We start from the raw sequence: 14,248 nt of genomic DNA on the forward strand, positions 1-14,248 counted from the left end.
CGATAGACTGGGAAGCATGTCCAAGGTCCTCCAGTCACTTCCCGTCGGCGAGCGCGTCGGCATCGCCTTCTCCGGAGGACTCGACACCTCCGTCGCCGTCGCGTGGATGCGCGACAAGGGCGCCGTCCCTTACACGTACACCGGTGATCTCGGTCAGTACGACGAAGACGACATCGAGTCGATCCCCGGCCGTGCCCTCGAGTACGGCGCCGAGGCCTCGCGCCTGGTCGACTGCAAGACCGCGCTGGTCGAAGAGGGCCTGGTGGCGCTCGCCTGCGGCGCCTTCCACATCCGCTCCGGCGGCCGCACCTACTTCAACACCACTCCCCTCGGCCGCGCCGTCACCGGCACGCTGCTGGTGCGCGCCATGAAGGAGGACGGCGTCGACATCTGGGGCGACGGCTCGACCTACAAGGGCAACGACATCGAGCGGTTCTACCGCTACGGCCTGCTCGCCAACCCGCGTCTGCGCGTGTACAAGCCGTGGCTGGATGCCGACTTCGTCACCGAGCTCGGCGGCCGCAAGGAGATGAGCGAGTGGCTCGTCGCCCACGACTTCCCCTACCGCGACTCGGTCGAGAAGGCGTACTCGACCGACGCCAACATCTGGGGCGCCACGCATGAGGCGAAGACGCTCGAGCACCTCGACGTCTCGCTCGAGACCGTCGACCCCATCATGGGCGTGAAGTTCTGGGACCCCTCGGTCGCGATCGAGACCGAGGACGTCTCCGTCACGTTCGAGGCCGGCCGCCCCGTCGCACTCAACGGCGTCGAGTACACCGACCCGGTGGCCCTGGTGCAGGAGGCCAACACGATCGGCGGACGCCACGGCCTCGGCATGAGCGACCAGATCGAGAACCGCATCATCGAGGCGAAGTCGCGCGGCATCTACGAGGCCCCGGCCATGGCGCTGCTCTTCATCGCCTACGAGCGCCTCGTCAACGGAATCCTGAACGAGGACACCCTCGCGACCTACCACGAGCAGGGTCGCCGCCTCGGTCGACTGATGTACGAGGGCCGCTGGCTCGAGCCGCAGTCGCTCATGCTGCGCGAGTCCATCCAGCGCTGGGTCGGCCTCACGATCTCGGGCACCGTGACGATCCGCCTGCGCCGCGGTGACGACTGGACGATCCTCGACACCACCTCGCCGAACCTGTCGTACGGCCCCGAGAAGCTCTCGATGGAGCGCGTCGGCGACGCCGCCTTCGGCCCGGTCGATCGCATCGGCCAGCTCACCATGCGCAACCTCGACATCGCCGACTCGCGCGCACGCCTCGAGCAGTACGCAGGCCTCGGCCTCGTGGGCGGCGCGACCGGCGAGCTCGTCGGACGCGTCACCGCCGGCGAGTCGGGCGAGATCACGGGCTCCGTCGAAGAGGTCGACGAGAACTTCGCCGACGCGGTCGACACCGCATCCGAGGGCGCTGCCTTCGACTCCGGCACCGACTGACGTCAAGGGTTCTGCAGAAGGGGGCGGATGCTGCGGCATCCGCCCCCTTCTCTGTCTGTGCCCGCCGCTCGCCGTTCACGATTCAGCATGAGCGCCGGGATTCGGGTCCGCATGGTGCTGATTGCGGCTTTAAGCGCCCATCCGTGCTGAGTTGTGAACGGCCCACCGTTCAGACCCTGTGAGTCCCCCGAGTTATCTTGCACACGGCTGTGCACAATACGTAGAATAGGGGCATGACAACCCGTGCTCCCCGCCGCGACTCCGTCGAGAACCGCGCCGGAATCCTCGATGCGGCCCGCGCGACCCTCGCCACCGACCCGCGGGCGTCCATCGACGTCATCGCCCGCGGCGCCGGCCTGTCGCGCCGCACCCTCTACGGCCACTTCGACGACCGAGAGGCTCTGATCCGCGAGCTGATCTCGGTCGGAGCGCAGCGCTTCAACGCGATCGCCGAATCCGTCACCGACGCCGACTCACGCATCGCGCTGGCCCGCCTCGCCGCACGACTCTGGCAGGAGGCCGCGCACGTTCAGGTCGCAGCCGCGCTCGCCCTCGACGAAGCCCACGTCGAGCACACCGCAGACGCCCTGGCCCCGCTGCGCCGCACCGTCGCCGCCCTCGCGCGTCGCGGGCAGGAAGACGGCAGCTTCCGCACAGACCTCTCTGCCCCGACCCTCGCCCGCCTCATCGAAGAGGTCGCCCGCACGGTCGTCTCGCGCACCGACGCATCGAGCACCGGGGCAGCCGATCTCGCTGTTCGCGCTCTGCTCAGCATCGCCGGACTCTCGTGGCGCGAGGCCGACGAGCTGTTGAGCGCGCACCCGGACATCGTCGAATCACAGGAGGTCAGCGCATGAGGGTCACCCTGCACGACGTGAGCAAGGGGCGCGGTGGTCAGGCGCTGCCGACGACGAGCCTCGAGTTCCACAGCGGAGCCGTGCGCTTCGCACTCGCCGAGACCGAGCAGCGCCCGACGGTGCTGGGCCTCATCGCCAGCGGTCGGATGCGGCCGGACACCGGGCGCGTGACGATCGACGGCGACGCGGACAACCGCGCGCTGCGCCGCACGATCGCGCTCGTCGACGCCCCCGACGTGAGCGATCCCCACGCCGACATCACCCTCGCGGGTGTCGTCGGCGAAGAGCTCATGTTCGCCGGCGTCGGCGCCACCCCTCTGCACGCACGGCGCTGGCTGAATCAACTCGGCTTCGGCGAGCTCGCCGGCGTGGCGATCGGCAACGTCGATCCCGCCGCACGGGTGCGCATCCTCTGCGAACTCGCGATCCTCCGCACGGGCACCGAAGGAATCGTGCTCGTCTCGCCCGACCGTCACGGCGGCAGCCCGGACGGCTGGTGGCGGATCGCGTCGGAGTTCGCCGACCGCGGGTACGCGATGCTCGTCGTCATCGGCGGATCCGCCGCGGTCGCCCTCGAGCGCATGCACGAACTCGAGGCGATCAACGCGTCCGGACCGGTCGAGCCGCTCGTGCTCGACCTGCCCGGCGGCTCTGAACCCGAGCCTGAACCGGATCCCGAGCCGGTGCCCGAACCGGATCCCGAGCCCGACCCTGAGCCAGAGCCGGCGCCCGAACCGGATCCCGAGCCAGAGCCCGAGGCGGAAAACCCGGACGAGCGCCCCGCGACACCGCATGCCGACGCCGAGCACCTGGATGCTCTCGGCTCTCCCCCGGCCGACGACGAAGACCCACCCGCAGAACCCGAGCCGAACACGACAGAGAACGGAGGCGAGCGATGAAGGTTCCCGCCATGATCGCCGCCGAGCTGCGGCGCCTCACCGCGAGCAGGATGGGCGTGATCGCCCTGATCGCACTGGTCTGCGTGCCCATCCTCTACGGCGGCCTGTACCTCTGGGCCAATCAGGACCCGTACGCGAAGTTCCCGGAGGTCCCCGTCGCGCTGGTCGTCGATGACAGCGGAGCCCCCGAGCCCACCACGGGAACGGATGCCGCCACCGGCGAGACCGTGAACTACGGCGAGGACGTCGCCGACAACCTCATCGACGGCAACGCGTTCGACTGGCAGCGGATGTCGGCCGACGAGGCCGCCGACGCATTGCGGGAGGGAACGGTCGACTTCACCGTCACGATCCCCGTCGACTTCTCGTCGGCCTTGACCTCGGCCGCGGGCGACGACCCCCACCAGGCGCGCATCGAGCTCGAGACCAACGACGCGAACAACTACCTCGCGTCGTCGATGGGCACGCAGGCGGTGGAGAAGATCCGCAGCTCGGTCGCCGAGATGGTGGGCAGCGAGGCCGCAGAGCGCCTGCTCACCGGCCTCAGCGAGGTGCGCGACAACCTCGTGACCGCGGTCGACGGAGCGACCCAGCTCGCCGACGGCGCCGACACCGCCGCCACCGGCAGTGCGACGCTCGCAGACGGAACCTCTCAGCTCGCTGCGGGCACGTCGCAGCTCGCGGGCGGCGCGTCCGAGCTCGCCGGTGGTGCGGCGACGCTGGCGTCGGGGGCTCAGCAGGTCAGTGACGGCAACCGGCAGCTGGCCGACGTCGCGGACCGGGCCGGATCGGCTGTGCAGCAGGCGACGGATGCTCTGCCCCAGGCGCGCGAGGACATCGCCACCGTGCTCACGGATCAGGGCCTGACGCCGGAGCAGATCGATCGGGTCCTCACGACACTCGATCCCCTCGCGACACGACTCCAGGAGGGCAACTCGACCGTGCAGAACGCGGTCGACAAGGTCGACCAGCTCGCCGCAGGAGCGGACTCGGTGGCATCCGGCGCCTCGCAGCTCGCCGGCGGCGCGCAGACCCTGGCCAGCGGCGCGCAGACCGTCGCCACCGGCGCGGCGGCCGCGAACGACGGCGCGGCCCAACTGCGCGATGGGCTCGGCACCCTCGCGTCAGGCACGGTCGAGTTGCGCGACGGGCTCTCGGACGGTGTGCAGCAGATCCCCGTGTCGACGCCGGAGCTCCGCACGCTGCAGGCCGACACGATCGCCGACCCGGTCAAGGTCTCGAGCGACAAGGTCGCCTCTGCCGAGGACTACGGCGCCGGTCTCGCACCGTTCTTCGCCGCACTGTCGGCCTGGATCGGCATCTACGCCCTGTTCCTCATCGTGAAGCCGATCTCCCGCCGCGCGGTCACGGCGCTGCACTCTCCGATCCGAGTGACGCTCGCCGGGTGGCTCACCCCGGCGATGCTCGGCGCGGTGCAGATGCTGGGGCTCATGGGCATCCTCGCGATCACCCTGGGCTTCACGTTCAACAACCCCATCGGCACCTTGGGCGTGATGATCTTCGCGTCGGCGACCTTCGCGGCGATCATCCTCGCCCTCAACGTCTGGCTCGGTTCCGTGGGGCAGTTCCTGGGACTCGTGCTCATGGTTCTGCAGCTCGTCACCGCGGGCGGCACCTTCCCCTGGCAGACCCTCCCCGCCCCGCTGGCCGCGCTCCACCACGTGCTGCCGCTCGGCTACGTCGTCGACGCCATGCGGCAACTGATGTACGGCGGCAACCTCGGCCGGGCGGGCTGGGATCTGGTGGTGCTGGGCATCTGGCTGGTCGGCGCGTTGCTGCTCGCCGCCATCGGAGTGACGCGCATGACGCACCGGCGCACGCTGCGCGACCTGCAGCCGAGCCTGATCGGCTGACGCCGCGGGCGGGGGCGAGAACACCCCCGCCCGCGAATGCTTTATGGGTAGTATTCCGGAAGCGTCTGTTGAGACGCGCTCTGGGACTCTCTGGGACTGAGTTCCGCCATGCCACCCGAAAGAGTTCTCGAAGATGACAACCCATTCGACCGAGATCGTCGACCCGTCGCGCCCTTCCCTGGGTGCTCGCATCGGCCGCATCGTGTTCCTCGTCGTCGCTGCGATCGTGGTGGTCGCCGTCGCCGGCGCCTTCTTCGTGACCTGGACCATCCAGCGCTCGTTCCCGCAGACCGACGGCACCCTGTCGCTCGACGGGCTGCAGGCCGAGGTCACGGTGCAGCGCGACGCCAGCGGCATCCCGACCATCACCGCCGACTCATCGCACGATCTCTTCTACGCCCAGGGCTTCGTGCACGCGCAGGACCGCTTTTTTGAGATGGACTTCCGCCGCCACGTCACGGCGGGACGCGTGGCCGAGATGTTCGGCGAATCGCAGGCCGGGACCGATGCCTTCCTCCGCACGCTCGGCTGGCGCAAGGTCGCCGAGGCCGAGGTCGAGGCCATGGACGACGTCACCCGCGGCTACTACGAGGCCTACGCCGACGGCGTCAACGCCTACCTCTCCTCCCGCTCGGGCGCCGAGCTGTCGCTCGAATATGCCGTTCTCGGAATACAAAACCCGGAGTACGCGCCGGAGCTCTGGGAAGCGGCCGATTCGGTGGCGTGGCTCAAGGCGATGGCCTGGGATCTCCGCGGCAATGTCGAAGACGAGGTCGAGCGCTCGCTCCTGGCCGCGCAGCTGGCGGAGACCTCCGACGCCGCCGGGATCACCACGACGCTCGACGAGCTGTACCCGCCGTATCCGTTCGAGGATCACCCCGTCATCGTCCCCGAGATCTCGACCGCCCCGATCACCGAGGCCGGTGCCGAGCCCGCCGCGTTCACGACCGATGGGAACGACGGCGAGATGCAGCAGGCGGCGACGACGATCGAGTGGCAGGAGGCATCGGACGTGATCGAGGCGGCGAGCCTGCTCGTCGGCGATGTCGGCGAGGGCATCGGATCGAACTCGTGGGTCGTGTCCGGGGACCTCACCGACACGGGCATGCCGCTGCTCGCCAACGACCCGCACCTGGGCGCATCACTCCCCTCGGTCTGGTACCAGGTGCAGCTCCGGTGCAGCGAGGTCACCGACGACTGCCCGTTCGACATGGGCGGTTTCTCGTTCTCGGGTCTCCCCGGCATCGTGATCGGCCACAACCAGCAGGTCGCCTGGGGCTTCACCAACCTGACCACCGACGTCACCGACCTCTACGTCGAGCGGATCGAGGGCGACCAGTACTGGCGCGACGGCGCGCTGGTGCCGATCGACGAGACCACCGAGACGATCGCGGTGGCCGGGGGCGACGACATCGATCTCACGATCCGGTCGACCGTGCACGGACCGATCATCTCGGGTCTCACCGACGACTTCACCGCGATCGCCGACGACCCTGAGCCGGGCCTCGCCGCCGGCGGCGCCGCAGGTCCGGCACCCACCGGCACCGCGCCGGAGGGAGCCGAGTACGCGGTCAGCCTGCGCTGGACGGCGCTCGACCCCGGCACGGCCGCGACCGCGATCTTCGCTCTGTCGACCGCCCAGGACTTCGAGGAGTTCCGCGCGGCGGCCGCGCTGTTCGACGTGCCGGCACAGAACCTCATCTATGCGGACGTCGAAGGCAACATCGGCTATCAGACCCCCGGACGCCTCCCCGTGCGCGGGGCCGGCGACGGATGGATGCCGCAGCCCGGCTGGGACAGCAGCTATGACTGGACCGGATTCATCCCGTTCGACGAACTGCCGGTGTCGTACAACCCGGCATCCGGGTACATCGTGACCGCGAACAACGCGATCGTCACCGACGACTACCCCTACTTCCTCTCACGGGACTGGGACTACGGCTATCGGGCGGATCGCATCGCCCACCTGATCGAGCGACGCGCCGCCGCCGCACCGCTCACCGCCCAGGACATGCGGGAGATCCAGATGGACAGCGAGATGTGGATCGGCAAGCGACTGGCAACGGAGATGGAGGATGTGGAGGTGACGGGTGCGGGGACTGCAGATGCCGTGGCGCTGCTGCGCTCGTGGGACGCACAGAACGACGCAGGGTCGGCCGCGGCCGCCTACGCGAACGTCCTCTGGTCGAACCTCGTGCAGAACCTGTTCGCCGAACGCGACCAGCCCCTGCCGATCGACGGCCAGGGTCGACTCTTCACCGTCGTCGCGGATCTTCTCGATGACCCATCCGACCCGCTCTGGACCAACCCGAGCATCGATGTCGCGGGCATGGACGAGATGCTCGCCCTGTCGGCCGAGGAAGCGTACGACGAGCTCACCGCGGTTCAGGGCGACGTCGTCACCGCATGGAGGTGGGGCGACCTGCACGCGATCACCCTCACGAGCGACACCCTCGGGTCCTCCGGCATCGCCCCGATCGAAGCCCTCTTCAATCGCGGCCCCTACGCCGTCAGCGGCGGCGCGTCCGTGGTCAACGCCACCGGCTGGGATCTCGGCACGTCGTACGCCACGACCACCGTGCCGTCGATGCGCATGGTCGTCGACCTCTCCGATCTCGACGCCTCGACCTGGATCCACCTCACCGGCGCATCCGGACACGCGTTCGACGAGCACTACGTCGATCAGACGTCCGACTGGGCGGCGGGGATTCAGCGGCCGTGGGCATTCACCGACGGGGCGGTCGATGCGGCGACGCGTCACACTCTGGTGCTGGCGCCGGCCGGTTAGCCCGGAACGGCTCTGCGGGCTCAGTCTGGAGCAGGCGTGGCGGATGCTGCGGCGCGGCGTGCGATGAGCCAGATGCCGATCGCTGCGGCGAGGAAGATCGCGGCGAGGATCACCCAGCCCACGAAGCCGAAGGTGATCGCGGTGGCGTTCACGACGATCGGCGACGCCAGGGCTCCGAGCGAGAAGCCCATGCCGAACACGCCCTGGTAGGCGCCCGCTCGCACAGGATCGGCGAGCTCGAAGCTGAGACCCCAGGCTCCGGCCTGCGACAGGATCTCGGCGAACGTGTGCGCGATCATGCCGACGATGAGGATGACGATCGCCGCCCATGCCGGAAGCCCCGCGGCGAGCGCGTAGATCAGGCAGGCGGAGACCATCAGCCAGCCGGCGATCATCGTCACCCTGCCGGCGATCCGCAGGTCGTGCGTGCCACGGGAGGCACGCACCTGGAACAGCACGACCAGCGCGGTGTTGACGATCAGGAGCACTGCGAACGTGGCATCCGGGGCATTCGTGTACTCGCTGATCCACAGCGGCACCCCGAGTTCCGCGACTCCGAACTGCATGCCGAAGATCGCCGAGAGCGCGCTCAGCAGCAAGTACCTCGGGTCCCGCCACGGCGAGCGGCGGTTCCAGTCCCTGCGCTCGGCGGATGCCGCGGCCGTGGCGTGCGTGTCGATGGATCCCGTCTCGGTCAGCTGAGCCGCGGCCCGGTTGCGCGTCGGCGCGTCGACGGCCGATGTCAGCCGCAGGAGGGAGAGCGAGCCGAGCGCGCAGACGGCGCCCGCGCAGGCGATGACGACGCGGTAGGCCTCGGGTGTGCCGAGAGCCAGAGCGATCGCGCCGAATCCGGAGCCTGCCGCGATCGCGAGGTTCGTGACCGTGCGCAGCACCGCACGCGCGTGCACCCGCCGGTCCGGCGCGAAGCCCCGGGCGATGATCGCGGAACGAGCGGAATACCCCAGCGAGTCGAAGAAGCCCGAGAGGCTGGCGAGGACGAGCGCCGACACGAAGTCCCCGACGAACGCGTATGCGGCGAGCAGCACGCCACCCGCCATCTCGAAGCCGAAGGCGAGGCGTCGGGCGCTCCACCGGTCGGCGAGCCAGCCGCCGAGGAGCGACCCGACCACCCCGCATCCGCTCGACACGGCGAGCACCACCGCGGCGTGCGCGGGCGAGAGGCCGATGATCTGCGTGAAGAACAGCACGGTGACCGCGAGGAAGACGCCGCGGCCGATGCGTGAGACGGCCGTCGCGGCGACGAGCGCGCGCAGCACCGGATCGCTCAGCCCGTCGGCGATGCGCGCGATGACACCCTTGGTCGAGCCTGAGGTCTCGCCCTCCGACTCGATCTGATCGGGATCGGGGTTCGGCGAAGACACCCTTCATCCTCGCACGACGCAGGCTCGCCCCTCGTCGCACACCGGCATAAGGCGTGCGTGGATCCCGGTTCGTCCCAGGGGTCCCACTCGGTTAGCGTTGAGGTGTGGTCTCCAGCTATCTCGCCCCGAAGGGCACCCCCGTCACGCTGCTCGAGTTCGAGCACGCGGGCGCGACGCTGATCGCGGAGACCTTCGGCGAAGGACCGCACACCTTCCTCCTGCTGCACGGCATCGGCATGGGCCGCAGCGTCTACCTCGACGTCGTACAGCGGCTGAAAGGCCGGGTGATCGCACTCGACCTGCCCGGTTTCGGCGAAGCACCCGAGCCCGCTCGCACCTTCACCATGGAGCGTCACGCAGACCTCGTCGCCGCGTACCTCCGTCATGCCGACGAGGGCCCCGTCGTCGTCATCGGGCACTCGATGGGCAGTCAGATCGCCGCGGAGCTCGCCGCCCGGCATCCCTCCCTCGTCGAGGGCGTCGTGCTCGCCGGTCCGACCGTCAACAAGGCCGCACGGAACGTCGCAGCGCAGGCGAGCTATCTCCTCACGGACCTGGTCGGCGAGCGCCCGCTCGTGATCTGGCGAGGTGCCCGCGAATATCTGCGCGGCGGCCCCCACCTCATCCGCAAGATCCGGGCGACCATCGTGCACGAGCCGGAGAAGGCGTTCGCGCGCATCGATCAGCCTGTGCTGGTGCTGCGCGGGGAAGACGACCCGCTCGCTCCGATGACCTGGTGCCAGGAGATCATCGACGAGATCCCGGGTGCCGATCTGCAGGTCATCCCGGATCACGGCCACGGCACGTTGATCAGCGACTCCGAGCCGGCCGCGCGCCTGATCCAGAGCTTCGCCGACGGCCTCTGACCCGCCGCCCCGCACTTTTCCGTTCACAACTCAGCATGAACGCATGTGAGCCCCGTGATTCCGCTACTCGACCGCCGCTCCGCGGCGATTCCTGCTGAATTGTGAACGACGTGCGTCTACGAACCTCGGTCCGAGTGCAGCGATGACCTGCTCGAGAGCCTGCCTCACAGACGCCTGGTCACCGAAAATGTCTTTCGCAAGGGGCCGGACGGTCACGAAGCCGAGTCGGGCCGCGGCGATATCGCGCTCGCGATCCTGCATCTGCTTCTCCCACCCCTCGTGGAACTCCTTGCTGTCGCACTCGATGATCAACCAGCCGTCCACCACGAAGTCGACGTACCCGACGCCTTCGAGGTACACCTGGGTCTCATAGGCGACGCCCATCGTCCGGAGCAGCAACCGCATGAATGTCTCTGAGCCCGAGCCCGCCGACGGGTCGACCAGTGCGAGCAGCGGGCGGAATCGGGCGGGTAGAGCAGCGAACATCGTGACCAGATCGTCGCGGGTGAGGAGTCCGTGATGAAGCACACTGTCCAAGGTGGCAAGCGCCTCGCGCGGAGCCTGGCAGAGCACGGAGTGCGCGACGGCATCGACCAACGGAGCCGCATGAAGGCTCTCGCGAACGCTGGTCAGCGCCTTCCAATGGAGCACGACCTTTCCGTCCCTCGCCACACGTAGACGAGACGAACCCGGAGTCACGAGCACATGGAGCTCTCGGCAACGGAACACGAAGACACCGAGAAGGGCGAGGAGAGACAAGCATGAGACCCGCCCGCCGATGCGGACAGCCTCGACGATGTCCCGGTGCGTCGACGGCAGCGCATATCGATCGCGGCGCACGTGCTGGAGTTCTCCTCGGGCCACTGACTCGGCGATGAGACGCCCCGTGAGCCCTCGGTGCACCAGATCCGATCGACTGAAGACCGTGCGCGAATAGGTGTCTCTCGCGCGCTGAACGACCGTCTTCTGCTTATTCCCCATCGCAGAAGTGTGCAGATAAGGGACGGTGTCGATGTGCGTCGTCCAAGCAACAGTGGATGACTTGCACGGAATAGGGTTCCGTGTAGGAGAAGAAGCAATGACCGGTGTCGTTCACTACTCAGCATGGATCTCGTATCGAGCAGCCCTGAAGCCCCTTCGGCCCCACCGGCACAGGCTCATGCTGAATTGTGAACCGCAAGCGGCCCCGCACCGGCGTAAGACGTGCGATCAGCCGGCGGCCGGCGGGGTCTGCTTCGACTCGGCGAGCTCGTCCACGACCAGGCTGCGCTCGTCGGTGGTGCCGTTGCGATACGCCTGCCGCCCGACGATGTGCGCGGACAGCGGCGCGGTGGCGAACTGCATGAGCACGACCGGGGCGACGAGCGCGAGCCCGAACAGGATTCCGCCGACCGTGCGCTGAGACAGCGCGATCGCGAGGCAGATGAGGATGAGGCCGAGCACCTGCGGTTTGGTCGCGGCGTGCAGCCGCGACGGCACGTCGCGGAATCGCAGCAGCCCGACCGCCGCCGACAGGCAGAGGATCGCGCCGAGCAGGATCAGCACGAGCACGGCGACGTCGATGACCACGTCGGGAATGGCGAGACCGAACACGTTCATGGTGTCGTGTTGTCCCTTCTGGCCACGAACCGGGCGACCGAGATCGAGCCGAAGACGCCGACCGCGGCGATGATCAGCATCACCGGGATGTTGCGGGTGTGGCCGTTGATGGCCATCTCGGCGCCGAGCACGCACATGACCTCGGTGAGCAGCACGTCGGAGGCCACCGCCCGGTCGAGGATCGAGGGCCCCCGCACGATGCGGATGATCGTCAGGATGGCGGCGACGCCGAAGACGACCATGATCGCGAGCATCAGCACATTCATCGGGCACCTCCGCCGGCGCGCGCCGCACGTTCGTCGGCCTTGAGGGCACGGTACTGCGCCGGGGCTCCAAGCGCACGCACGACCCGTCGCTCCCAGCGCAGCACGCCTTCGCGCTGCTTCTCGACATCGGCCATGCTGCGCACCCCGATCACGTGCAGGTACAGCACCTGCCGGTCGCGATCGGCCTCGACGACGAGCGACCCGGGAACCAGCGACGACACCACGGACACGTGCGTCATCATCAGGTCGTCGGCATAGCGCAGAGGAACGGCGATGATCGCGGCGCCGGGCTGATGCCGGAAGTCGAACACCTGCACGGTGACCGCGACGGCGCCGCGGAGCACGGCGAAGAGGAACTGCACGATGAGCAACGCGGCGAACCAGATGTTGATGCGTCCGGAGAGCTCGACGGTGGGCAGCCGGAAGACACGGGTGACGAACACCGCGATGACCAGGCCCGAGACGAACGCCAGCACCGTGAACTGCCCCCACAGCAGCATCCAGAGCACGACGAGCCATGCCAGGAACGGCAGCTGCACGCGGATGTCCCGCCAGAAGTGGCGGCCGGTCTCGGTGGGGCTCATCCTTCCACCTCGTCTTCCAGCTGCACGAGGGTGACGGGGTCGAGCAGCGCCGCACCGATGCGGTCGCACAGGGCATACAGCGGGCCCGCGAACACGGTGAGCGCGATCGTCACCCCGACCATCCCGGCGGTCGCGATGGTCATGATCCGGGGGATGCGGCGGCGCTCCTGCTGCTCATCCGCGGCCGGGGCGTTGCCGAGGTACGAGATGCGCCCCTCGGTCTCGGTCGAGTCGTCCTCCTCGCGCCAGAACGCGAGGTTCCATGCTCGCATCAGCGCGTAGAGCGTGAGCAGCGAGGTGACGATGCCGCCGAAGATCAGCACGAGCATCAGCGGCGTTCCCACGGATGCTGCGGCTTCGAACAGCGCGAACTTGCCGATGAAACCGGAGAACGGCGGCAGTCCGCCGAGGTTGATCGCGGGGATGAAGTAGAGCACCGCGATCACGGGCGCGACCTTGAGCAGTCCCTTCACGCGCAGGATGGACGTGCTTCCCGCCCTGCGCTCGATGAGACCGACCGCCAGGAACAGCGTCGTCTGCACGATGATGTGGTGGACGATGTAGTAGACCGTCGCGCCGATCGCCGCGGGGGTCGCTATCGCGAGGCCGAAGATCATGTAGCCGACGTGGCTCACCAGCGTGAACGACAGGATTCGTTTGAGCTCGGCCTGTGCGACAGCGCCGAGCACGCCCACGATCATGGTCGCCAACGCGATGATCAGCAGCACCGTGTCGATGCTGTTCTCGGCGAACAGCTGCGTCTCGGTGCGGATCAGCGCGTAGACGCCGACCTTGGTCAGCAATCCCGCGAACACCGCAGTGACGGGCGCCGGTGCCGTCGGGTACGAGTCGGGCAGCCAGAACGACACCGGGAAGATCGCGGCCTTGATGCCGAAGGCGATCACCAGCATGAGGTGCAGCACGAGCTGCGTCTCCTGCGGGAGCTCGGTCATGCGCTCGGCGATCTGGGCCATGTTCACGGTGCCGAGGGCACCGTAGATCATCGCGATCGAAGCGAGGAACAGGATCGACGAGACCAACGAGACGACGATGTAGACGGCACCCGTGCGGATGCGGGACTCGGTGCTCCCGAGCGTTATCAGCACGTACGACGCCACGAGCAGGATCTCGAATCCGACGTACAGGTTGAAGAGGTCGCCCGCGATGAAGGCGTTGAAGATGCCGGCCGCGAGGATCAGGTACGACGGGTTGAAGATCGAGATCGGGGTCTCGTCGGTGCCGTCCGCGGCACCCTGACCGATCGAGAAGAGCAGGACCGCGAGCAGCACGATGCTCGAGATGAGCACGAGGAGCGCCGCGAGCCTGTCGACGTAGAGCACGATGCCGAACGGCACCGGCCACCCGCCGACCGAGACCGCGAGCGGCTCACCCGCATCGACGACGACCAGCAGCACGGCCGCGATGACCGAGACGATCGCGAGCGTGGCCACCGTGACGAAGGCCTGGAGGCGCGGATTGCGGCCGAAGATCAGGGTCACTGCGGCGCCGAGCAGCGGCAGGGCGACGAGCAGGGGGACGAGGGCGCTCATCGGCGGTCCTCCCCATCGTCGGTGTGCTCGGGTGCGCTGTCATCGGATGCCGTGTCAGCCGCCGTATCTCGAGCGGCGTCCGCCGCATCGGTCTCGTGGGCGTCCGACGCGTGCGTGTCGGCATCCGTCCGGA

Annotated in this window: 12 protein-coding genes; 6 read left to right on the forward strand and 6 right to left on the reverse strand. The window is 68.5% G+C overall.

Annotation, left to right across the window (positions count from 1 at the left end; genetic code table 11):
- The first annotated feature begins 16 nt into the window (after positions 1–16).
- The 5 genes from argG to ACZZ93_RS10720 all read left to right on the forward strand — a co-directional run bounded on the left by argG (position 17) and on the right by ACZZ93_RS10720 (position 7,868).
- Positions 17–1,450, forward strand: a complete 1,434-nt coding sequence (argG, locus tag ACZZ93_RS10700; protein WP_056275848.1) for an argininosuccinate synthase — start codon at positions 17–19, stop codon at positions 1,448–1,450.
- Positions 1,451–1,683: 233 nt separating this feature from the next.
- Positions 1,684–2,307 (forward strand): TetR/AcrR family transcriptional regulator, encoded by a 624-nt coding sequence (locus tag ACZZ93_RS10705; protein WP_463511077.1) that lies wholly within the window; start codon positions 1,684–1,686, stop codon positions 2,305–2,307.
- Complete coding sequence (locus ACZZ93_RS10710; RefSeq protein ID WP_463511078.1) at positions 2,304–3,206, forward strand: hypothetical protein; 903 nt, start codon at positions 2,304–2,306, stop codon at positions 3,204–3,206. The genes ACZZ93_RS10705 and ACZZ93_RS10710 overlap by 4 nt, the downstream gene beginning before the upstream one ends.
- Positions 3,203–5,080, forward strand: coding sequence for a YhgE/Pip family protein (locus tag ACZZ93_RS10715; protein WP_463511079.1), 1,878 nt, complete (start codon positions 3,203–3,205; stop codon positions 5,078–5,080). The genes ACZZ93_RS10710 and ACZZ93_RS10715 overlap by 4 nt, the downstream gene beginning before the upstream one ends.
- Before the next feature lie 133 nt (positions 5,081–5,213).
- Positions 5,214–7,868 carry a penicillin acylase family protein gene (locus ACZZ93_RS10720; RefSeq protein ID WP_463511080.1) on the forward strand — a complete coding sequence of 885 codons (2,655 nt, stop codon included), beginning with the start codon at positions 5,214–5,216 and terminating at the stop codon, positions 7,866–7,868.
- A gap of 20 nt (positions 7,869–7,888) precedes the next feature.
- Here the strand turns inward: ACZZ93_RS10720 and ACZZ93_RS10725 are convergent, their stop codons facing one another.
- Positions 7,889–9,250 (reverse strand): MFS transporter, encoded by a 1,362-nt coding sequence (locus ACZZ93_RS10725; RefSeq protein ID WP_463511081.1) that lies wholly within the window; start codon positions 9,248–9,250, stop codon positions 7,889–7,891.
- Between the two features lie 104 nt (positions 9,251–9,354).
- Here ACZZ93_RS10725 and ACZZ93_RS10730 point away from each other — a divergent pair, with 104 nt between their 5' ends.
- Positions 9,355–10,116, forward strand: coding sequence for an alpha/beta fold hydrolase (locus tag ACZZ93_RS10730; RefSeq protein WP_072590437.1), 762 nt, complete (start codon positions 9,355–9,357; stop codon positions 10,114–10,116).
- Positions 10,117–10,179: 63 nt separating this feature from the next.
- Here ACZZ93_RS10730 and ACZZ93_RS10735 read toward each other — a convergent pair whose 3' ends face one another.
- The 5 genes from ACZZ93_RS10735 to ACZZ93_RS10755 all read right to left on the reverse strand — a co-directional run bounded on the left by ACZZ93_RS10735 (position 10,180) and on the right by ACZZ93_RS10755 (position 14,115).
- Positions 10,180–11,097 carry a hypothetical protein gene (locus tag ACZZ93_RS10735; RefSeq protein WP_463511082.1) on the reverse strand — a complete coding sequence of 306 codons (918 nt, stop codon included), beginning with the start codon at positions 11,095–11,097 and terminating at the stop codon, positions 10,180–10,182.
- Between the two features lie 228 nt (positions 11,098–11,325).
- Positions 11,326–11,715: a monovalent cation/H(+) antiporter subunit G gene (gene mnhG, locus ACZZ93_RS10740; RefSeq protein WP_053098314.1), complete on the reverse strand. Its 390-nt coding sequence runs from the start codon at positions 11,713–11,715 to the stop codon at positions 11,326–11,328.
- Positions 11,712–11,981, reverse strand: coding sequence for an MrpF/PhaF family protein (locus ACZZ93_RS10745; RefSeq protein ID WP_053098313.1), 270 nt, complete (start codon positions 11,979–11,981; stop codon positions 11,712–11,714). Before ACZZ93_RS10745 ends, mnhG begins: the two co-directional genes overlap by 4 nt.
- A complete protein-coding gene (locus tag ACZZ93_RS10750; protein ID WP_056275839.1) occupies positions 11,978–12,565 on the reverse strand; it encodes a Na+/H+ antiporter subunit E in 588 nt (195 codons plus the stop codon). Before ACZZ93_RS10750 ends, ACZZ93_RS10745 begins: the two co-directional genes overlap by 4 nt.
- Positions 12,562–14,115, reverse strand: a complete 1,554-nt coding sequence (locus ACZZ93_RS10755) for a Na+/H+ antiporter subunit D (RefSeq protein WP_056275836.1) — start codon at positions 14,113–14,115, stop codon at positions 12,562–12,564. Before ACZZ93_RS10755 ends, ACZZ93_RS10750 begins: the two co-directional genes overlap by 4 nt.
- Positions 14,116–14,248 lie beyond the last annotated feature (133 nt).

The organism is Microbacterium sp. AC026, from assembly GCF_979258475.1.